Below are 21,284 nucleotides of genomic sequence, written 5' to 3' on the forward strand. Positions count from 1 at the left end.
TATTAAATCACATTTTTTATATTTTTTGTGAACATTTTGTTAAGAATTTATGACTATTTTGTGACCTTACACCAACATCAAAACCGCTATATAAATACTATTTTCACTATAATAATAGTGTTAAACCTTTGTTTTGGGGAAGTTGTTAAAATTCATTTCATCCCTCCTATCTATTTCTAGCAAACTCCTTCATAATATTCAACCTTTTTTACTACAATAATAAATTTTTTTCAAATTCAAGTGGGTTGTAAACAATTCGTAAATTGTGTAATATCGAGGAGAGCGTTTCTTTGAATTTTATCTATTATTTAGATAAGATCAATATCAAGAAATTTAACATGAAAAATAGAAATAACGTTTTAATTAGTAAGAAGGTGATTTTTTGAACCGTCTATTAAAATGGTTATCGGTTCTAACTACGATCGGTATGCTGTTTGTGTTAATCGGTGGGGCACTTGTAACAAAAACTGAATCAGGTGCTGGATGTGGAGATTCATGGCCACTTTGTCACGGCCAATTGATCCCTGATAAGATAACGTTTGAACTTGTGATTGAACTTAGCCACAGGGTCGTTTCCGGAGTTGTTGGAATCTTAGTTCTAGCACTTTCAATTTGGTCTTGGAAAGCAATCGGTCATATTAGAGAAACGAAGTTTTTGGCCTTTATATCATTCTTTTTCTTAGTTTTACAAGGACTGATTGGTGCGGCAGCAGTTATGTGGGGACAATCTGATCTCGTACTAGCTCTTCATTTCGGAATTTCACTCATCTCCTTTGCATCTGTTTTGTTATTGACTTTGCTTATTTTTGAAGTGGATAAAAAATTTGATGCTGATTCACTAGTAATAGACAAAAAACTACGAACACAGTTTTACGCCATAACAATTTATAGTTTAGTTGTTGTCTATACGGGCGCTTTGGTTCGGCACGTTGGTGCTTCACTCGCCTGCCCTGATTGGCCAGTATGTACATATAATAATATTGGTCTTCCCACTCAAATGCACGAATGGATTCAAATGGGGCATAGGATGTTAGCAGGCATATTATTTATTTGGGTATTGTTACTTTTTGTACAAATTTACAAGCATTATAAGCACGAAAAAGTTCTTTATCATGGTTGGATGATTGCATTAAGCTTCATCTCGTTGCAAGTTATTTCAGGTGCCATTGTTGTTTTATCAGAGATAAATCTTTATATCGCTCTTGCACATGCTTTATTTATCGCTTGCCTATTTGGCGTTTTTAGTTACTTTATTTTATTATCTTCTAGAAGTAATAAAAATGAATTGGCATTAAAAGCAGAAGCACAAAACACAAACGAGGAACCAATTAGTTCAAGTCGAACAGTCCCAATTCGATAAAACACTAAACCTGAGGAAGCTGTTCCTCGGGTTTTTTTTTGGCATAAAAGAGCCCCAAAGCTTTCGCTTTTGGGGCTCAAGGTATTTATTTTGTAAGTTCTAGTAAAAGGTCACCAGTTTGGATTGCTTCACCGTTTGCGACGTGAATATCCTTTACTACACCTGAGAATGGCGCTTGAACAGTCGTTTCCATCTTCATTGCTTCTGTAATCATGAGATGATCCCCTTTATTTACTTTATCGCCTTTTTCTACTAATACCTTAATCACTGTACCTGGCATGGTAGCACCAATATGGTTTTCGTTATCACGATCTGCTTTTAGCTTCGCAACAACGGTTGATTTAATATTTGTATCCTTAACGATCACTTCACGAGGTTGTCCGTTCAATTCAAAATAGATAATCCTTGTACCATCCGGCTGAGCTTGACCAACTGACACAAGTTTAACAATTAATGTCTTCCCTTGTTCAATCTCCACTTCAATTTCCTCGCCAAGTCTCATTCCGTATAGGAAAGTTGGTGTATCTAACACAGAAATGTTGCCAAATTGTTCAAATGTTTTCTGGTAGTCCAAGAATACCTTAGGATATAACGCATAAGAAACCATATCTTTATTCGTTACCTCACGATTTAGACTGTGAGTTAAGGTATCTTTTACATCACTGAAATCAACAGACTCTAGTAATTCACCAGGACGAACGGTAATCGGCTCGCGTCCCTTTAAAATAATACGTTGAAGTTCTCTAGGGAATCCACCATGTGGTTGACCTAAATATCCTTCAAATAGCTCGACTACAGAATCCGGGAAATCAAGCGTTTCTCCTCTTTCGTAAATATCATCTTCCGTTAGGTTATTTTGAACCATGTACAATGCCATATCACCGACAACTTTTGAAGACGGTGTTACCTTGACTATATCGCCGAACATATCATTTACACGACGATACATTTCTTTAACCTCTTCCCATCTTGCGCCAAGGCCAACTCCTTTTGCCTGTTGCTGAAGATTACTATATTGTCCGCCTGGCATTTCATGCTGATAGACTTCAGTATGTGGTGCATTCATACCACTCTCAAAATCTTGATAATATTTACGAACACCTTCCCAGTATCGCGCAATCTCTTCATATGCTTTAACTGAAAGTTCAGGCTTTCTTTCAGAACCTTCTAATGCATATAATAATGAGTTTGCACTTGGTTGAGATGTTAGACCTGCCATAGAGCTCGCCGCTACGTCAACAATGTCTACACCTGCTTCAATTGCTTTAGCATAAGTGAATAGCCCATTGCCACTGGTATCATGTGTGTGTAAGTGAATTGGAATTGAAACTGTTTCTTTCAATTCAGAAATTAATGCATATGCTGCTTGAGGCTTTAGTAAGCCTGCCATATCCTTGATTCCCAGAATATGTGCACCAGATTGCTCTAGTTCTTTTGCTAGGTCCTTGTAATATTGCAAATCATACTTTGTTCGTGCTGGATCACTAATATCACCTGTATAACAAATGGCCGCTTCAGCTATTTTTCCATTGTTACGAACAGAATCAATTGCTAGTGTCATCCCTTTTACCCAGTTCAAGCTGTCAAAGATACGAAATACATCAATTCCAGATTGTGCTGATTCTTTCACAAACTCACGGATCAGATTATCCGGATAGTTTTTATAACCTACTGCATTTGAAGCACGAAGTAGCATTTGGAATAGAATATTTGGAGCCTGTTTTCTTAATGTTGCTAGACGCTCCCAAGGATCCTCATTCAAGAAACGGTATGCCACATCAAATGTTGCTCCACCCCACATCTCGAGTGAGAATAACTCTGGTAATAATCTAGCGGTTGGATCTGCAATATGTTTAATATCATTTGTTCTAATTCTTGTTGCAAGTAGTGATTGGTGAGCATCACGGAATGTTGTATCAGTAAAAAGAACTTGTTTTTGTTCTTTTACCCAATCCACTACCCCTTCAGGTCCATGTTGATCTAAAATTTGTTTTGTACCAGTTGGGACTGGCTCATCATGTCTTACTTTAGGTAAGAATGGTTTATCAAATACTGGCTTTCTTTTCTTTTCAACACCTGGGAAACCGTTGATTGTTACTGTTCCAATATAGGAAAGCATCTTCGTTCCACGGTCCTTTGGTTTAGGAAAAATAAACAATTCAGGTGATGAATCAATAAAAGATGTATCATATTCACCAGATAAGAATTTATCATGTTTTACAACATTTTCCAAGAAAGGAATGTTTGTTTTAATTCCGCGGATTCTGAATTCCTTCAAGTTTCTGACCATTTTTGATGCAGCTTGCTCAAAGGTTAAAGCTTGTGTAGAAAGTTTCACTAGTAATGAATCATAATATGGTGTAATAACCGCACCTTGGAATCCATTTCCTGCGTCTAGTCGAACACCAAATCCGCCACCACTTCGATATGCACTAATTCTTCCAGTATCAGGCATGAAATTATTTAATGGATCTTCTGTTGTTACACGGGATTGGATTGCATATCCATGAGTTTTGATATCTTCCTGTGCCGGTATACCGATTTCATTACTGTGTAATGAAAGACCCTCTGCAACCTGGATTTGTGTTTGAACAATATCAATGCCCGTAATCATTTCTGTGATTGTATGTTCAACCTGTACACGTGGGTTTACTTCAATAAAGTAGAATTCATCATTGGCTACCAAGAATTCAACGGTTCCAGCATTCACATACTGTACATTTTTCATTAATTTTACCGCAGCATCACAAATGTCTTGACGTAATTGTTCAGATAAAGAAACACTAGGTGCTACTTCGACCACTTTTTGATGACGTCTTTGAACAGAACAATCACGCTCATAGAGATGAACGATATTTCCATGACTATCACCAATAATTTGGACTTCAATATGTTTAGGATTCTCAATTAACTTTTCAATATATACTGCATCACTACCAAATGCAGCCTTCGCTTCTGATTTAGCACGTTCGTACGATTCTTTAATTCCCGCCTTATTGCGAACAATACGCATTCCGCGTCCACCACCACCAAGTGATGCCTTGATGATAACAGGATAACCGTGTTCTTCACCAAATCGCACTGCATCTTCTAAGCTTTTTAGTGGCCCATCACTACCAGGAATGACCGGAATTTCTGCTTTTTCTGCTTGGTGTCTTGCTTTTACCTTGTCACCAAACATATCGAGATGGTCAGTTTTAGGACCGATGAAAATAATATTCTCTTCTTCACATCTTCTAGCAAAATCAATATTCTCAGATAAAAAACCATAACCTGGATGAATGGCATCTACATCATTTGCTTTTGCAATCTCAATAATTCCTTCAATATCCAAATAGGCATCTATCGGTTTTTTTCCTTCACCAATTAAGTAAGCCTCATCCGCTTTATAACGATGATAAGAGCCTGCATCTTCCTTGGAATAGACGGCAACTGTACGAATATGCAACTCCGTACATGCCCTGAAAACACGTATCGCGATTTCACCACGATTGGCAACTAGTACCTTCTTGATGTGCTTGTCCATATAAATCCTCCTTCTAATAATTACATAGTTTAAAAAGTATAATACATTTTATCATCAACATATAGATATTTTTATCTATAAGAGACATAGTTTTTTTGAAAAGACCTAGCCGGTTGGCTTTGCGGTTGTTTTTCTTTTGTGAGATACATAGATTGATAGTTTGTAAACATAGAAATATTTATTAGGATTCCCATAGAAGCCATTAATAACAATAGGGATGAGCCTCCATAGCTGATAAAAGGTAAGGTAACCCCTGTGATCGGAATTAACCCCGTTAATCCTCCTAGATTTATAAAGGTTTGAATGGCGATCATGGAGGATATGCCAATCGCAAGCAAACTTCCGAAAGGGTCTGTACATTTTCTTGCAATTTGGAATCCTCGCAAAACAATATATGCTAACAATAATAATACAAATAAGACTCCAAATAAACCTAATTCTTCAGCAATTATTGCCATAATGAAATCTGTATGGGCTTCTGGAAGATAATTAAACTTTTGTATACTCTGTCCTAAGCCCAGGCCCTTCCATCCACCAGCACCTAAAGCTATATAGGAGTTAACTAATTGGTAGCCATTCTTTTCATCTTCAAAAGGATTCATAAACCCTAAAAAACGCCCCATACGGCCCTCAGATAGGATCCCACCTGATAATATGTATAGTAACGGTGATAAAAGTACCGCTGTTACAAAGCCCAGTAAGATAAGTTTTCCAAGGCTTCTAATCCCCATACCTGAACATAAAATGATGGTCAATGCAATTAACCCTATAATAAAGGCTGTTCCGAAGTCTGGTTGTATCGCTACTGTCATACATAAGGCAAGGGTAAAAATGATAGGTGGCATGACTGCTATTCCAAATTGGTTGATATACGCTTGTTTCTTCGAATAAACGGCAGCAAGATAAATGATAACGCTAAGTTTAGTAAACTCAGAGGGCTGAATTCCCCTTGCCCCTACCATAATCCAACTTTGTGCATTATTTGCTGTATGACCTACAACAAATACTAATAAGAGCATTGCAACTGAACTTAAAACAATAGTGAGTAGAATTTTTTTAGATGCATATATTTTATAAGGTAAGATCATGGTAACGAAAAATGCAGCTGTACCAGCGAGTAAAGCTACTTTCTGTCTATCAAAGAAGAAGGACGGGTTTTCTCCAAACTTTGGGGCTGAGGCAATGACCATGCTTGCACTATAGACCATGACGAGTCCAAAGGAACATAAAAGAAACATAGCAACAACTAGGGTGTAATCATATGATTTTAAAATTTTCTTAAGCATCGGCATCTTCCTCTAAATACAGGATATAATTATTCATTGTACTATATTTTTTCGGATTATATCGTAAAAGTCCTGCATTTTTCTTCAAATCTTTCAACCTATTTAGGTGTATTTAATATCTACAACATAAAAACCTTTTTATAAAATTACAGTAAAAAAGAAATGCTGTAAACCCTTCTTATAAAAAAACTCAAATTATCCTATTGACCGGATAATTTGAGTTGATTTATCTATAGGTTACCTATTTTCGAGTTGAAGCTTCATGAAGAACGGATAATTCACGCTCAAGTTGGTTTAGGAGCTCTTTTCCTTCAAGCCCGTCTATTAAGCCTAATCGTACTGCAAAATCTATCTCCCTGGATAATCCGAACATTTGCGTATCAAGTACTTCTTCATACAGTGGACATTGAGGCATGGTTAAATTATCCATTTGAACTTTTATAAGTTTTAATATTTTTTCAGCATCTGCTTGTAGTAAAGATAATGCCTTTTCACGATGATTAATCGAAATCTCTGAAGTCAATTTATAACCCCTCCGTTCAGAAGCGATACCTAATCCTATCTATAAATATTAACCTGTATACAATAAAATTGCAAGAATAAATAGATAAGACTATTATTCTTTAATTTCGATTTCCTTAAAAAAATCGTTAATATAGACAATAATTGAGCTTATACTTCCTATTATGTTTCAAAAGCACTATAATATGAATGAAAGGATTGATGCATCGATGAACTCAATTATTCAGATTGAAGGAAAGACAAAGTATAAAATTACACTTGATCCAAGTGTGTGGATTTTTGATGATCGTAGAGTGGATTTACTTACATATTTTGAGTCAGATCAAGTCACCCAGGAAGACTTAAGCGAATACACAAAATCCGTTTCCAAGCATTGGGATCGCGAAATTCGTGAAGGTGCGATTTACCCTCCTACATTAAAAACAGAGAAAAAGTTTTTAAAAGAAAAGGTATTAACTGGTACATTTGGAATCCCATTATCGGATTTCATTAAAAATGCTGAACCCTTTGAAGAAGCTACTACATTAAAGATCTTACATAAGGATCAAGAAACATTAGTTCCTCTTAGCGAAGCATATGAGGCTGTTCTTGGATTTTCAAAAGAAGGTAAGCCTTTACGTGAAGACGGACCTGTCCATTTCTATTTCGGAGATGGCTCTAATCGGGAGAATCCTATAAAAAACATCGATCGTTTTATCATCGAATAACTTGAGTATAGAGCCTGTAACTAACCCTTTATCGGATTAGCAACAGGCTCATTTTTTTACAGAATATCGGCCGCTAATTGTGCAAGCCCTGACCGTTCTCCTTTTACTAATCGAATATGGCCAGCAATTTTTTGGTCCTTAAACTTCTCTACCACATACGTTAACCCATTATTGTATTCATCTAAATATGGGTGGTCTATTTGTTCGGTATCTCCCATAAATACGATTTTACTCTTTTCCCCGACTCTCGTGAGTATGGTTTTAACCTCATGCTTGGTTAAGTTTTGAGCCTCATCAATAATGATAAATTGTTCTGGTATGCTTCTCCCTCTGATATAGGTCAGAGCCTCAACCTCGATTGAGCCCATTCCAGCTAGGATCGCATCCAATTCACCAGGCTTTTTCGTATTAAATAAATATTCTAGATTATCAAAGATTGGCTGCATCCACGGCCTGAGCTTTTCCTGTTTTTCTCCAGGTAAAAAGCCTATATCTTTTCCTACTGGGACAATTGGACGGGCGACTAAAAGCTTTTTATATTGCCCTAAATCTTCCGTCTGCATAAGTCCAGCTGCAAGAGCTAATAATGTTTTTCCTGTCCCAGCCTTGCCTATTAATGTCACCAATGGTATATCATCTCTTAATAACAGCTCAAATGCCATTGTTTGCTGTACATTTCTTGGTTTTATACCCCAAATATGATCCTGTTTAAAATGGAGCTTTTTTACCACTTTACCTGTCTTATCAACAATCCCAATCGCAGATGATGAGCCTCCTAATGCATCTTTTAAGAGAATAAATTGATTTGGATAGAATGGGTGATTGACTAACTCTGTTACGTGAAGTTCTCCTTTTTCATAAAAGAGATCAAGAAGGTTACGGTTTATATAAATTTCGAGAAACCCCGAATATATATGGTCAACCTCAACAACACGATCACTTAAAAAATCTTCAGACTGTAACCCTAATGCATCAGCCTTTACACGAACTAATGCATCCTTACTAACTAAAATGACCTGTTTCCCATTTTCTTTTGATTGTTCTTCCAATGAGAGATTTTTGGCAACTGCTAAAATGCGGTTATCGTTTGTTTTTTCAACAAAGATCTCTTGTAGTTCATGAAAGGATCTATGATTTAATTCAATCCGCAGGCTTCCACCTGTTTCAAGCAGAATTTTTTCGTGTAACTTTCCAGTTTGTCGTAAATTATCGATAAGCTTTGATACATGCCTCGCATTTCTTCCTATTTCATCCATATAACGTTTTTTTGAGTCAACCTCTTCTAACACTACTGCGGGTATAACAACCTCATTATCTTCAAATGAAAAAATTGATCTAGGATCTTGCAGTAATACATTTGTGTCTAATACATAAATTTTCCCCAAAATCACGCCTCCTACTCAAGTGGGTTTCAATTTTTGTTTTAGGAGTGAAACAGGATAATCCTTTCGTACGAGAATTTTTTTATATTATATTAGCCAATCCCATTTTTTGTTCGTGTAAGGACGACCATTGATAAAAATATATGTAGGAATGAATAAAGATAGAAGAATAATTAAACAATAAAAAAAGAAAACATATAGAACGATGGGAGGCAAAACGGTGAGACATATTTATATCCTTCTGTTCTCAAGTATACTATTTTTGGTTTCTGGTTGTGGTGGCAACAATAATGCCAGTGAAAATGAAAAAGATACTCGTGTAAAGGTTCAAAATACAGTGGAAAACAATATTGACAGAAAAACAGGGCAAGAAATCGCGAGTCATCTTGTCGAACTTGCAAGTAGTGTACCTAAGGTAAATGATGCCACAGCTGTTGTACTAGGAAAGTTTGCCGTCGTTGGCATTGATGTTGATTCAAAATTGGAGCGTTCAAGGGTACAGACGATTAAATATTCGGTTGCTGAGAGTTTACAGCATGACCCTCATGGCGCTAACGCAATTGTAATCGCTGATGCCGATACATTTGAACGTTTGAAGCAAATGAAGAAACAAATTGAAGACGGAAGACCTGTTACAGGTATTTTAGATGAATTGGCTCAAATCGTCGGGAGACTAGTACCAGATGTTCCAAGTGATTTAATTGACAATCAAAACACTGAACCAACCAAGACAAATGATAAGCAGCTAAATCAAAAAGAACAACAAAAAATAGATAAAGAACAACAAGATCAGTCAAATGGTAAGATGGGTAATAAATAAAATATTACTTACTGTTATTGTTCAGCGTACGGATACATCAAGGTGTCCTGCGCTGTTTTTTGTGTTTAAATATTCCTCTTAAAAAGACAAACTTTGTCAGAAAAGTAAGTAATGTTGTATAATGGAAAAATAGATACTAGATAACATTTGAGGGGTTTATAAAAAATGAAAGTAAAGTGTGTAATTTGTGATAAGATTGAGGACATTGAGGATGAATCCAGCCTCGCTAAACGACTAAGAAACCGCCCAATCCATACATATATGTGTCAAGATTGCCATGATCGAATTGAAACGAGGACAAACGAAAGAATCGCAACAAATAAATTCAAGCTCTATCGCAAAAAGAAAACTGAGGACGATTGGTGGTAAATTCAGACGCCAGAAAAAAAAATAAAAAAGCCGAGCTCGTACGCTCGGCTTTTTGTTTTATTCGTAATTCTGATATCTCTCTGGATGTTGATTAATTTGGTTGTGCATGACTTCAATTAACTCTGTCGGAAACCTGGCACTTTTCGCTTCCCCATCAATCGTATAGTTCACAAGATACATCACTTCATCTTTTTGAATATTGATGTCCTTCAACTTAAACTCATTAACCAGAATATCTTCAAATAAATCGAATGTTTCCTTAGCTGCTTTATCATCAGGTCTTGCTTCAGCTACAATTTTAATCGTTAACCAATTATAAATCGCATCCTGTAGGGATTTCATCAGATTACCTCCTTACGCTTCCCGTTTTTTTGTCTGGTGAAGACGTAATTTATAAATAAGCAATATTCCTGCGGTAATCGCTAATCCTTCCGCAATCGGTAAGAATGCGCCTAAAAACGTTAAAATGGTGCAGCCTAAGGCAAGACATACATAAATAACAATATTTTTTAACAATGGCAGTTTTTTCGCAAATCCTAAACGAAACACGATAATCGTTAGGAGTAAAATGACTGCATACAATATATTTGACCCGACATTAGGTGTTGTCGAACTATAGATTGTTCTTGCAATCGGCCACATGTGTTCATAGACATCCATAACTATTTATACCCCTCTTTCTCACACATCTATCATAAAAGTATCAGAAAGGGACAAGGTTCACAACCTTATTGATTTACTTCAGCAAGTTTTTTTCGTTTTGCTGCTTTTTCACGTTCATTTTTATCGAGAACCTTTTTACGTAAACGGATAGATTCTGGAGTAACCTCACAGTACTCATCATCGTTTAAATATTCCAGTGATTCTTCTAATGACATAATGCGTGGCTTTTTCATCGTTGTTGTTTGGTCTTTATTGGCTGAACGCATGTTTGTCATTTGTTTGGCTTTCACGATATTAACCGTTAAGTCATTTTCACGGGTATGTTCACCCACGATCATTCCTTCATAAACCTCTGTACCAGGCTCAACAAAAATCGTACCACGGTCTTCAACACCAGTAATTCCGTATTGAGTTGCTTTACCAGTTTCCATCGAAACAAGCACACCTTGTCTTCGTCCACCAACTTGGCCTTGTGCCATTGGCTTGTAACTATCAAAGGTATGATTAATAATACCGAAACCTCTTGTTAACGTTAAAAATTCTGTTGTGTAACCGATAAGTCCACGTGCAGGGACCATAAAAATAAGTCGGACTTGACCATTCCCATTGTTAATCATGTCTAACATTTCACCCTTACGTGCACCAATAGATTCCATGATGGAACCAGTGTGTTCCTCAGGTACATCGATTTGAACTCGTTCAACTGGTTCACAACGAACTCCATCAATTTCTTTTACAATAACCTCTGGCTTAGAAACCTGAAGCTCGTAGCCTTCACGACGCATATTCTCAATTAATATTGATAAATGAAGCTCACCACGTCCTGAAACAATCCATGCATCAGGAGAATCTGTATTATCCACGCGTAAACTTACATCGGTATGAAGCTGTTCACGAAGACGTTCTTCAATTTTACGTGATGTGATATATTTACCTTCGCGGCCAGCGAATGGGCTATTATTTACTAAAAATGTCATTTGTAAAGTTGGCTCATCGATATGAAGAATTGGTAAAGCATCCTGGTGTTCGATTGGACAAACTGTTTCACCAACATTGATATCTTCCATACCGGATACAGCAACAAGGTCTCCCGCTTTTGCTTCTTGGACTTCAATTCGTTTTAATCCTGAGAAACCAAAGATTTTTGAAACACGGAATTGTTTTACACTGCCATCTAATTTCATTAACGCAACTTGCTGTCCAACATGCATGGTTCCTCTAAATACTCGTCCGATTCCAATTCTTCCAACATAATCGTTATAATCAAGTAACGCTACTTGGAATTGTAATGGCTCTTCACTATTATCGATTGGAGCAGGAATGTTCTCGATAATACATTGGAATAAAGATTCCATGTTTTCATCTTGTTGATGTGGGTCTGTACTTGCTGTTCCATTGATTGCAGATGCATATACAACCGGAAATTCTAATTGTTCTTCAGAAGCATCTAGCTCGATAAATAAGTCGATTACTTCGTCAACAACTTCTTCAGGTCTTGCAAAGTCACGGTCAATTTTGTTTACAACTACAATCGGTGTAAGATTTTGCTCCAATGCTTTTTTCAATACAAAGCGAGTTTGTGGCATACAGCCTTCATAAGCATCGACAACTAATAGTACTCCATCAACCATTTTCATAATACGTTCAACTTCTCCACCGAAGTCAGCATGTCCTGGAGTATCCATAATATTAATACGGGTATCCTTATAATTAATTGCTGTATTTTTGGCAAGAATGGTGATACCACGTTCACGTTCAATATCATTTGAGTCCATTACACGTTCATCTACATGCTCATTTGAGCGGAATGTTCCTGATTGATGAAGCAGAGTATCTACAAGGGTTGTTTTTCCATGGTCTACGTGTGCAATAATCGCTATATTTCGTAAGTCATTACGTGTTGTCACTATTTCACATCTCCTATTATCAAATTAAGGATTTTAATTTCTTTTTACATTTTTTTACTTCCGAAAAGAGTCGCAACTAAAATATTATATACCAAAGTCTAGAAATAATATATATTTATCTGTAAAATAAATTATGGAAAGGGGCAAATTACTTTGAAAAACGTGAATATCCCAATGCTTCTATTTGCGATTGCCACAGCTGTTTGTATTATGCTGATTGGTGTATCAATAGCTGAAAAAAGTCTATTAGGTATTATTTTGTCTATTATTGCAGTAATTATTGTTACAGGTTTAGGATTTACGACAAAGAAAAAAATGCGTGAGAATGGCAGGCTCTGATTCTGCCTTCTCACGCTTTTTTATTTTCTTTTTAAAAATTTGGTAAAAATCTCTTTATGTAAATTAGGTCTTGCAACAAAAATACTGTTTTCCTTCAAAAAGTTTAAGGGCTCCCCATCAAGTGTCGTGATCACTCCCCCAACCTCCTGTAAAAGGACAACTCCTGCTGCAAAATCCCACGGCGATAGGCGCATGGTGATGTATACATCAATTCTTCCTGTTACGAGATAAGCCAATTCCAAAGCAGCAGAACCATATGAACGCGTTCCGCGAACAGCATTGACGATTGGAATCAAAATTTTTGGATCAATTCGTCTATTCTCGGTAACCCATGTAGCATTTATCGCGACGATGGCTTTTTCGAGAGGGACATCCCCTAATGGTTCAATTTTTGTCGAATTCAAATAGGCACCTTGACCTTTACGTGCATGATAAAGTTCGTCATGGACGACATCGTAGATAAGGCCAATTTGCCCTACTCCATCTTCGTATACAGCAACGGAAATCGCGAAATTGCGCTGTTGATGAACGAAATTCATTGTGCCATCGATCGGATCAATAATCCATGTGATCCCTTTTAATGACTGAAGTTTATCTCCGAAGCCTTCTTCTCCAAGAATCTGGTGTGAAGGAAAGGTTTTATGTATTTTTCCGATAAAAAATTGTTCAGTTTCTTTATCCATATTTGTCACCAAATCATCAGGATTTGATTTTGTCTCAACCACAAGCTTTGTTTGAAACGAATCTCTTATCCGTTCCCCTGCTTCTCTTATCCAATGTTTGGCGTAGTCTTCTATTTCATTCCAATTTATCATTGTAAGTACCTCACTTTTTTATCTCATCGGATAGTATACGCTAAGTATTATTCTTTAAAAGCTTACTTCACTTTTTTACTGAAATGCAAGCAATAAGGAAAGCGAACCAAGTTTGGTTCGCCTTTGTGCTGTTCTAGGAAATGATCATTATGGATATTTAAGAGGTGTTTCCAAGTCAGCGCTTTTCGTTTTATTCCTTTATGCTTCAAGTTTAATTATTTCTTTGCTTAGTTTTTGTAGTTTCTTTTTACATTCTGCTTTTTTCACTTCATCATTTTCAATCATCGCATCATAAAGGGTTGCCAATTCATAGTCTACTTCTAGACGTAACACTGCTAAGCGTTTCTCTCCGTCTTTTCGCTTTAAATCATTTATCACTTGTTTCAATTTTCGCACCCCTTTCGTTTATTTCAATCCTTCACTTTCCCTAAAATAACAATTCCACTTGTTACAACTATCTTATGAAAAAGCGGGAGCATTGTAACAAATATGTGCGTATACCTAGAAGCATCGGATCTATTCAAAGCAGACTAGTACAGAATTTCTTATGTTTTTGGTAAAATGACTATAGGAATATCAATAGGAGGATACATAATGACTTTTACAGGGTTTACAAACGAAGACTTTGATGTGTTTACAATAGATGGTCTTGAAAATCGAATGAATGCATTAATTTCACATGTTCGGCCTAAATTTGAGGATTTAGGGAATTATTTTGCACCTACACTTTCAAGCCTAACAGGAGACGAGATGTTTGCACATGTCGCAAAACATGCGAGAAGGACAATCAATCCACCTAAAGATACTTGGGTTGCTTTTGCAAATAATAAGCGTGGATATAAAATGCTTCCTCATTTTCAAATCGGATTGTGGAATACTCATCTTTTCGTTTGGTTTGCAGTGATATATGAAGCACCAATTAAAGCTGAGTTCGGAAACATTTTATTGGAGCATGCGAAACAAATTAGAGAAAGTGTACCAAACCACTTTTTATGGTCAGTCGATCATACAAAACCAGATACCAGTATTCATCATAAGTTGAACTACCAAGAACTTGAATCGATGTTCACACGACTACAATCAGTCAAAAAGGCTGAAATTCTTTGTGGAATTAACATTTCTCGAGATAAAGTAGTTAATATGAATGGCGAAGAATTAATACAAACAATTGATGGAACTTTCAGAAAGTTACTTCCATTATATCAGCTAGCGCAAAAAAGTTCAAAGTAAGTTTTGAAATAGAAGCATTTTTCGACAAGCTAAAAGGATGTCCTATTCATGATAAGACATCCTTTTAATCTACATTTTGATGATTTCCTTATTTTCTTTTGCTTTTTGGATAACACGGTATGCAGAATATCCACTTGTTTCCTCAAATTCCCCACAAACCTGTTTTTCCTCTAGTTTACTTGGAACAATTTCTTTAAAACGCTTATAAGCCTGCATCATTCTTTCCCTTGCAATTCCCTTCTCATATGCTTTTTCAACACATTCAAAAAAGGAGATTACATCAACTACTTCATCTGTGCTCCAATCAAAAGAAATAGGATATTGATAATCCAATTTATTCACCCCTATTTGCTCCACCTGTTTCGGATTTGCTCGGACTCAGTAATCATCCGCTCAAAAAGCTCAGCAACTGTTGGTTCATCTTTAATCAGGCCCATAACCTGACCCGCCCAGGCAAATCCACCATCTACTTTCCCATCATAAATATAGTTTATATTAGCTTGACCACTTATGTATTCTTTCAATCCCTCATATGCAGTGTTCTCTTCTTCCAACTGAAGAATTTTCGAGGTCCATTCATTCGAAATCGCTCGACCTGGGGCTCCAAGTGATCGTTTAATCACAACTGTATCATTTTCAGTTCCTTTAATCAATGCGTCTTTATAGCCTTGGTGGGCATGGACACATTCTTTCGTGGCAATAAAACGTGTACCCATTTCAATTCCTTCAGCCCCTAAGCTTAATGCTGCCATTAAACCACGTGCATCACCAATACCACCAGATGCGATAACCGGAATAGACACCGCATCAACTACCTGCGGAATAAGAACCATTGTTCCGATATCCTGTCTTCCAAGGTGACCTCCACCCTCTTGACCAACTACCATCACAGCGTCTGCTCCTAGTTCTTCGGCTTTTTGCGCTTGCCTTCTTGCTGCAACAAGAACGAGTTTCTTCGTATTAACCCCTTTTAATTGTTCAAAAATGGGTGCAGGGTTTCCTCCAGTCATTGTAATAACAGGTACTTCTTCCTCAATCGCAACTTCAAGCATGTCAGAAAATGGTCTACCATGCTGTCCAATTGCATAGTTAACCCCGAATGGATTTTTAGTTAATTCTTTTACTTTTTTAATTTCATTCCGAAGTTCTTCTGGTGAATGAAGTGACATTGCTGTAATTTGACCCAATCCTCCTGCATTTGAAACAGCTGCCGCAAGCTCAGAATAAGCTAAATAAGCAAGTCCTCCCTGAATGATTGGATATTTAATTCCTAATAAAGTTGACACTCTTGTTTCCCAATTCATTAAACTCCCACCTTTCAAATATTCATTTCGAGATGACAACCTAAAACTCCTCTTTTTTACATCTCGTCTCATGTAATATACAGTAAAGTTTAACAACCTTAAAAATGTTTAATAATCCACTACCTGTGACACTTTAAAAGAAAGAAATATTTTTATATGCAAACTGTAAAAGTAGTGCTATAATTCTCTTGTTTTATGCAAAAAAGACATTTTGAAATAAGGAAAATTATTTAAATAAAGAGGTGTGGTTATCAATTGTCGCAAAATGAAACACCATTATTTACTGGTCTTGTTGAACATGCAAAAAAAAATCCAACCCAATTTCATATTCCTGGACATAAAAAAGGAGCTGGGATTGATCCCGAATTTCGAAACTTTATCGGTGATAATGCCCTATCCATCGATTTAATCAATATTGGACCTTTAGATGATTTACATCAACCTAAAGGTATTATTAAACAGGCACAAGACCTCGCTGCAGAAGCATTTGGTGCTGATCATACGTTTTTTTCAGTTCAAGGGACGAGTGGAGCAATCATGACAATGGTCATGGCTGTCTGTGGCCCTGGTGATAAAATCATTGTACCTAGAAACGTCCATAAATCAGTTATGTCAGCCATTGTTTTTTCCGGGGCAGTTCCTATTTTCATCCATCCCGAAATTGACAATACATTAGGAATTTCTCATGGAATCACAACTGACTCCGTTGAAAAAGCACTTGACCAGCATCCAGATGCAAAAGGTTTGCTTGTGATTAATCCGACCTATTTTGGGATAGCTGCAGACTTAAAAAGAATTGTAGATATTGCTCATTCCTATGAAGTTCCGGTTCTTGTTGACGAAGCACATGGTGTTCATATTCACTTTCACGAAGAACTTCCCCTATCAGCTATGCAAGCCGGTGCAGATATGGCAGCCACAAGTGTCCATAAACTTGGCGGTTCCATGACACAAAGCTCAATTTTAAATGTAAAAGAAGGTTTAGTATCGGCGAACAGAGTGCAATCGATTTTAAGTATGCTTACAACAACGTCTACATCATATTTATTATTGGCTTCCTTAGACGTTGCTAGAAAGCGTTTAGTAACAGAAGGCCATGACCTTATCGGAAAAACGATTGCCTTATCCAACTATATTCGAGATAAAATTAACGAAATCGAAAAACTTTATTGTGTCGGACGAGAAATTTTAGGTTCCAAAGCGACATATGATTTTGACCCAACAAAATTAATCATTTCTGTAAAAGATCTTGGCATTACAGGATCTGATGCAGAAGTTTGGCTACGCGAAAAATACAATATAGAAGTGGAGATGTCCGATCTCTATAACATCCTATGTATTATCACGCCTGGTGATTCCCAAAAAGAGGCCGATCTACTGATTGAGGCACTTGCTAATCTGTCTGATGAAGTATCCCATCTATCAGAATCAAGAATCATACCTGAAGTATTACTTCCAGACATTCCTGTTCTCGCTTTATCACCAAGAGATGCATTTTACTCTGAAACGGAAGTAATTCCATTTGAAGAATCTGCAGGTCGTGTAATCGCAGAATTTGTAATGGTATACCCACCAGGTATTCCCATCTTTATCCCGGGAGAAATTATTACTGAGGAGAACTTAACCTATATTCAAACAAATATTGAAGCAGGCCTCCCTGTCCAAGGACCTGAGGATTATGAGTTAAAATTCCTACGTGTCATTAAAGAACACAGAGCAATTCGCTAACAGCAAAAAAAGAAAGCATGCAAAATCTGCATGCTTTTTTCATATTTTTTAATAAGGATTAATTCTCTTCGTGATTACATTCACAGTGGTCGCATGTTGAATAAAGTGTTGTAACCTTCTCGTATTCAAAGTGCTCAATTGTCTCGCTGCAGTTTTGACAGATGATTGTACCCATTATTCAAAGCCCCTTTCGAAAAGTAGATTTTTCCTTCGATGAAAACGTTTTATGATATGTTATTTATATAATAGTATGTCACATTTAATTAGTCAATGGTTAATTGTGTAACATTATTAATTTTTTATTTGTTTTTATGATCCCATATTAAAGAATGTATACATGTATCACAAACAATATGAAGTTGTAAGTCTTATCGATTAAATGCTAGAATAGAAGTGAATTTACATAGAATAAGAGATAAATACCGAATACTTACTGGAGTAGGAGTGAAAAGTTTGGAAAACGCATACATAAAACTTGTTACTAATTCAAATGCACAACATATTTCACTTGATGATGTCAAAGACCTCTTTAACTATTACAAAGAAATCACTGGTAAAACAGGCACACAGCTTAATTGGGATTACGATAACGCTGCATTTCCCTACCAAATAAAAGAAGTGAATCATGAAAAGAATTGGTTTTACTTAAAATCTGATCATCAAAAATACAAGGGCATCATAGTAGGTGTGGGTCAGGAGAATATCGTAAGCGAAACTGGTGAAAACACAGATCAAAGCTATATCCAAGTCACTCTTCCCGAAATTTCAACTGCAGGAGACAAAGGCAAAGCAAATGAATTTTGTAAGTTTTTAGCAAAAAAACTGGAAGGTGAATTACATTTATTCAATGGACGGATTATGTACTTTTACAAACGAAAATAGGTAAAATAAAAATAGACCATATCGGTTAGATGTGGTCTATTTTTACGTAAGGAACCAAAACACCCTTTCAAACGAGAAAAAACAAAAAAATGAGATAGCTGTTATCAGTATGGATCCTTTTCGCGTCAAACCGATTTTCGTTGCGATTACGAAAGCGACATAACAAAAAATAATCAATAATACGCCTCTCGCAAGTAGGCTATCAGATCCTGACAACCATGTCACTAAAGAAAAAGTACTCCAAATTAAAACCTGGATCAACCCAATTACATATACCCTCATTAGAAAACTCTCCTTTATTTACAATAAGAGAACATAAACTAAGAAAGCAGTTTCTCAAGTTGCAACGTCTTTTTACCCCATTTGGCGCGAGCATAAGCTTGTCTTCTATAAATTTCTATTTACTATATTAATTAATATGCACAGTTAGATGGTAGTATTTTTCATTTATGTAACAAATCGATTACATCGGAAAGAATTTTTCGAATACATGATAAAATAAACTGGAATGAAAAAATAGGTGTTTTGTATTAGTTTTATTAGCTGTAAAGACCTATACATTTAACTATTTTATGGAAGAGTGATTATAAAAATGAAAGCATATACTCTAATCATACTTTCTTTTTTTATACTTTCCTCGTGTTCTTCGTACAAGGCGCAGCCGCTTATACCGGAAACCGATGAAAAGCAAATTATCTTTTTTTCGGATGAGGATAATCTTCGTAATGAAAGCAGCTACTATGATGCTTTATTAGAACTTAAAAATAAATTTCCGACTGAAATTGAAAACATGAAAGTTGTTTCTTCTGACGAAAATAGACTTTATACGAAATACCAGATTGAGAAATATCCATCTTTATTAGTCGTCCAGGAAGATAAAATTCTTCAAAAAATTGAAGGGAATGTGGACAAAGACGAAATCATCACCCCTCTAGAAAGCATACTATCCTCTTCTACAACTTCCAATAACTAGATAACAAAAAAAGTTCAAAAAAATCGCCCCTAAAATGGGGCGATTTTCATTCTATTCATTATTTTACAATATGAATTGGAGTTCCTAAAGCAACTTCTGCTGCTTCCATTGTAATTTCACCAAGTGTTGGATGAGCATGAATAGTCATAGCGATATCCTCAGCTGTCATTCCAGCTTCAACAGCTAGACCTAATTCTGAAATAATATCTGACGCACTTTCACCAGCTACCTGAGCACCGATTAGAAGTCCATCTTCTTTACGAGTAATGAGCTTCACGAAACCATCAGTTGCTTCAAGAGCAAGGGCACGACCGTTTGCAGCATATGGGAACTTAGCTGCTACAATTTCAATTCCTTCATCTTTAGCTTGCTGCTCAGTGTAACCAACAGTTGCAAGTTCAGGTTCAGAGAACACAACTCCAGGAATTCCTAAGTAGTCAATTTCAGATGGGTGACCAGCGATTGCTTCTGCTGCAATTTTACCTTCATAAGATGCTTTGTGTGCTAATTGAGGTCCTGGAACAATATCACCGATTGCGAATATATTACTTACGCTAGTACGGCATTGTTTATCAATCTCAATTACGCCTCTTTCATTCATTTTAACACCAGCAAGCTCTAAACCAAGCTCATCAGTATTAGGACGACGTCCAACCATTACGAATACATAATCTGCATCAATTGATTGTTCTTCACCTTTTGATTCATACTTCACTGTTACACCAGTATCTGTTTCTTCTACACCCTTAGCTAATGCTTTTGTGATGATTTCTGCACCTTTTTTCTTTAGGTTCTTCTTCACAAGTGTAGTCATTTGCTTTTCAAAACCAAGAAGGATGTCATCTGCTCCTTCTAAGATCGTTACTTGTGTTCCAAAGTTTGCATAAGCGCCACCAAGTTCAATACCGATAACACCGCCACCGATAATAACGATTTTTTCTGGTACTTCTTTAAGCCCTAATGCACCTGTTGAATCAAGTACACGTTTTGAATATTTAAAAGTTGGTATCTCGATTGGACGAGATCCTGTTGCAATGATTGCATTTTTGAAATTGTAAGTTTGTGCAGAGTTTTCACTCATCACACGTAAAGAGTTTCCATCAACGAAATATGCTTCGCCTTTAACAACATCAACTTTGTTACCTTTAAGAAGTCCGGCAACTCCACCAGTTAACTTTTTAACAACACCATCTTTAAATGCTTGAACTTTTGAAAAATCCAGTGTAACATTTTCAGCTTTGATTCCCATTGAATCAGAATGTTTAGCTGTGTCAAAACGGTGTCCTGCGGAGATCAATGCCTTAGATGGGATACATCCAACATTAAGACAAACACCACCAACTGTGTCTTTTTCTACAATGGTAACTTTTTGTCCTAGTTGTGCCGCACGAATAGCTGCAACATACCCACCAGGTCCAGCACCAATGACTATTGTGTCTGTTTCAATCGGGAAATCTCCTACTACCATGTT

At 36.5% G+C, this 21,284-nt stretch carries 22 protein-coding genes; 9 read left to right on the plus strand and 13 right to left on the minus strand.

Going from position 1 to position 21,284, the window contains the following annotated elements; genetic code table 11:
- Nucleotides 1-382: 382 nt before the first annotated feature.
- Nucleotides 383-1,360 carry a COX15/CtaA family protein gene (locus tag ABC371_RS19270; RefSeq protein ID WP_412898267.1) on the plus strand — a complete coding sequence of 326 codons (978 nt, stop codon included), beginning with the start codon at nucleotides 383-385 and terminating at the stop codon, nucleotides 1,358-1,360.
- An 85-nt stretch (nucleotides 1,361-1,445) separates the two neighbouring features.
- Here the strand turns inward: ABC371_RS19270 and pyc are convergent, their stop codons facing one another.
- From pyc to ABC371_RS19285, 3 genes are all read right to left on the minus strand, one after another.
- Nucleotides 1,446-4,886 carry a pyruvate carboxylase gene (gene pyc, locus ABC371_RS19275; RefSeq protein WP_412898268.1) on the minus strand — a complete coding sequence of 1,147 codons (3,441 nt, stop codon included), beginning with the start codon at nucleotides 4,884-4,886 and terminating at the stop codon, nucleotides 1,446-1,448.
- A 71-nt stretch (nucleotides 4,887-4,957) separates the two neighbouring features.
- Nucleotides 4,958-6,172, minus strand: a complete 1,215-nt coding sequence (locus tag ABC371_RS19280) for an FtsW/RodA/SpoVE family cell cycle protein (protein WP_412898269.1) — start codon at nucleotides 6,170-6,172, stop codon at nucleotides 4,958-4,960.
- 241 nt (nucleotides 6,173-6,413) lie between these two features.
- Entirely contained in the window at nucleotides 6,414-6,695 is a 282-nt protein-coding gene (locus tag ABC371_RS19285; protein WP_136380573.1) for an Fpa/YlaN family protein, read from the minus strand.
- 208 nt (nucleotides 6,696-6,903) lie between these two features.
- Between ABC371_RS19285 and ABC371_RS19290 the strand changes: the two genes are divergently transcribed.
- The gene (locus ABC371_RS19290) at nucleotides 6,904-7,401 is read left to right on the plus strand and encodes a peptidyl-prolyl cis-trans isomerase (protein ID WP_412898270.1); all 498 of its coding nucleotides are present in this window, start codon (nucleotides 6,904-6,906) and stop codon (nucleotides 7,399-7,401) included.
- Between the two features lie 56 nt (nucleotides 7,402-7,457).
- On the opposite strand, the gene ABC371_RS19295 is transcribed toward ABC371_RS19290, so the two are convergent.
- Nucleotides 7,458-8,786: a PhoH family protein gene (locus tag ABC371_RS19295; protein WP_412898271.1), complete on the minus strand. Its 1,329-nt coding sequence runs from the start codon at nucleotides 8,784-8,786 to the stop codon at nucleotides 7,458-7,460.
- A 202-nt stretch (nucleotides 8,787-8,988) separates the two neighbouring features.
- Here ABC371_RS19295 and ABC371_RS19300 point away from each other — a divergent pair, with 202 nt between their 5' ends.
- Together ABC371_RS19300 and ABC371_RS19305 are read left to right on the plus strand one after the other, a co-directional pair.
- Nucleotides 8,989-9,603, plus strand: a complete 615-nt coding sequence (locus ABC371_RS19300) for a YhcN/YlaJ family sporulation lipoprotein (protein ID WP_412898272.1) — start codon at nucleotides 8,989-8,991, stop codon at nucleotides 9,601-9,603.
- A 165-nt stretch (nucleotides 9,604-9,768) separates the two neighbouring features.
- Nucleotides 9,769-9,972, plus strand: coding sequence for a YlaI family protein (locus tag ABC371_RS19305; protein WP_412898273.1), 204 nt, complete (start codon nucleotides 9,769-9,771; stop codon nucleotides 9,970-9,972).
- 57 nt (nucleotides 9,973-10,029) lie between these two features.
- Here ABC371_RS19305 and ABC371_RS19310 read toward each other — a convergent pair whose 3' ends face one another.
- The 3 genes from ABC371_RS19310 to typA all read right to left on the minus strand — a co-directional run bounded on the left by ABC371_RS19310 (nucleotide 10,030) and on the right by typA (nucleotide 12,542).
- Entirely contained in the window at nucleotides 10,030-10,314 is a 285-nt protein-coding gene (locus ABC371_RS19310) for a hypothetical protein (RefSeq protein ID WP_412898274.1), read from the minus strand.
- A 12-nt stretch (nucleotides 10,315-10,326) separates the two neighbouring features.
- Nucleotides 10,327-10,632: a YlaH-like family protein gene (locus ABC371_RS19315; RefSeq protein ID WP_412898275.1), complete on the minus strand. Its 306-nt coding sequence runs from the start codon at nucleotides 10,630-10,632 to the stop codon at nucleotides 10,327-10,329.
- Between the two features lie 68 nt (nucleotides 10,633-10,700).
- On the minus strand, nucleotides 10,701-12,542 hold the full coding sequence (gene typA / locus ABC371_RS19320) for a translational GTPase TypA (RefSeq protein WP_412898276.1): 1,842 nt from the start codon (nucleotides 12,540-12,542) through the stop codon (nucleotides 10,701-10,703).
- Nucleotides 12,543-12,695: 153 nt separating this feature from the next.
- Here typA and ABC371_RS19325 point away from each other — a divergent pair, with 153 nt between their 5' ends.
- On the plus strand, nucleotides 12,696-12,881 hold the full coding sequence (locus tag ABC371_RS19325) for a YlaF family protein (protein ID WP_136380580.1): 186 nt from the start codon (nucleotides 12,696-12,698) through the stop codon (nucleotides 12,879-12,881).
- A 20-nt stretch (nucleotides 12,882-12,901) separates the two neighbouring features.
- Here ABC371_RS19325 and ABC371_RS19330 read toward each other — a convergent pair whose 3' ends face one another.
- Both ABC371_RS19330 and ABC371_RS19335 read right to left on the minus strand, forming a co-directional pair.
- Nucleotides 12,902-13,696 (minus strand): inositol monophosphatase family protein, encoded by a 795-nt coding sequence (locus ABC371_RS19330; RefSeq protein WP_412898277.1) that lies wholly within the window; start codon nucleotides 13,694-13,696, stop codon nucleotides 12,902-12,904.
- 198 nt (nucleotides 13,697-13,894) lie between these two features.
- A complete protein-coding gene (locus tag ABC371_RS19335; RefSeq protein ID WP_309534850.1) occupies nucleotides 13,895-14,083 on the minus strand; it encodes a hypothetical protein in 189 nt (62 codons plus the stop codon).
- A gap of 207 nt (nucleotides 14,084-14,290) precedes the next feature.
- Between ABC371_RS19335 and ABC371_RS19340 the strand changes: the two genes are divergently transcribed.
- Nucleotides 14,291-14,926 (plus strand): YktB family protein, encoded by a 636-nt coding sequence (locus ABC371_RS19340; protein ID WP_412898278.1) that lies wholly within the window; start codon nucleotides 14,291-14,293, stop codon nucleotides 14,924-14,926.
- A 69-nt stretch (nucleotides 14,927-14,995) separates the two neighbouring features.
- Here ABC371_RS19340 and ABC371_RS19345 read toward each other — a convergent pair whose 3' ends face one another.
- A complete protein-coding gene (locus ABC371_RS19345; RefSeq protein WP_412898279.1) occupies nucleotides 14,996-15,259 on the minus strand; it encodes a UPF0223 family protein in 264 nt (87 codons plus the stop codon).
- 11 nt (nucleotides 15,260-15,270) lie between these two features.
- Complete coding sequence (locus ABC371_RS19350) at nucleotides 15,271-16,230, minus strand: NAD(P)H-dependent flavin oxidoreductase (RefSeq protein WP_412898280.1); 960 nt, start codon at nucleotides 16,228-16,230, stop codon at nucleotides 15,271-15,273.
- A gap of 255 nt (nucleotides 16,231-16,485) precedes the next feature.
- On the opposite strand from ABC371_RS19350, the gene ABC371_RS19355 reads away from it, so the two are divergent.
- On the plus strand, nucleotides 16,486-17,958 hold the full coding sequence (locus ABC371_RS19355) for an aminotransferase class I/II-fold pyridoxal phosphate-dependent enzyme (protein WP_412898281.1): 1,473 nt from the start codon (nucleotides 16,486-16,488) through the stop codon (nucleotides 17,956-17,958).
- A 58-nt stretch (nucleotides 17,959-18,016) separates the two neighbouring features.
- Here the strand turns inward: ABC371_RS19355 and ABC371_RS19360 are convergent, their stop codons facing one another.
- Complete coding sequence (locus ABC371_RS19360) at nucleotides 18,017-18,133, minus strand: GapA-binding peptide SR1P (protein WP_412898282.1); 117 nt, start codon at nucleotides 18,131-18,133, stop codon at nucleotides 18,017-18,019.
- 278 nt (nucleotides 18,134-18,411) lie between these two features.
- Between ABC371_RS19360 and ABC371_RS19365 the strand changes: the two genes are divergently transcribed.
- Both ABC371_RS19365 and ABC371_RS19370 read left to right on the plus strand, forming a co-directional pair.
- Nucleotides 18,412-18,840: a DUF1885 family protein gene (locus ABC371_RS19365; RefSeq protein ID WP_412898283.1), complete on the plus strand. Its 429-nt coding sequence runs from the start codon at nucleotides 18,412-18,414 to the stop codon at nucleotides 18,838-18,840.
- Nucleotides 18,841-19,432: 592 nt separating this feature from the next.
- Nucleotides 19,433-19,813, plus strand: a complete 381-nt coding sequence (locus ABC371_RS19370; protein WP_412898284.1) for a thioredoxin domain-containing protein — start codon at nucleotides 19,433-19,435, stop codon at nucleotides 19,811-19,813.
- A 58-nt stretch (nucleotides 19,814-19,871) separates the two neighbouring features.
- On the opposite strand, the gene lpdA is transcribed toward ABC371_RS19370, so the two are convergent.
- Nucleotides 19,872-21,281, minus strand: a complete 1,410-nt coding sequence (gene lpdA, locus ABC371_RS19375) for a dihydrolipoyl dehydrogenase (RefSeq protein ID WP_412898285.1) — start codon at nucleotides 21,279-21,281, stop codon at nucleotides 19,872-19,874.
- Between the last annotated feature and the right edge of the window lie 3 nt (nucleotides 21,282-21,284).

The organism is Bacillus jepli, from assembly GCF_047238305.1.
Lineage (GTDB): Bacteria > Bacillota > Bacilli > Bacillales > Bacillaceae_L > Ferdinandcohnia.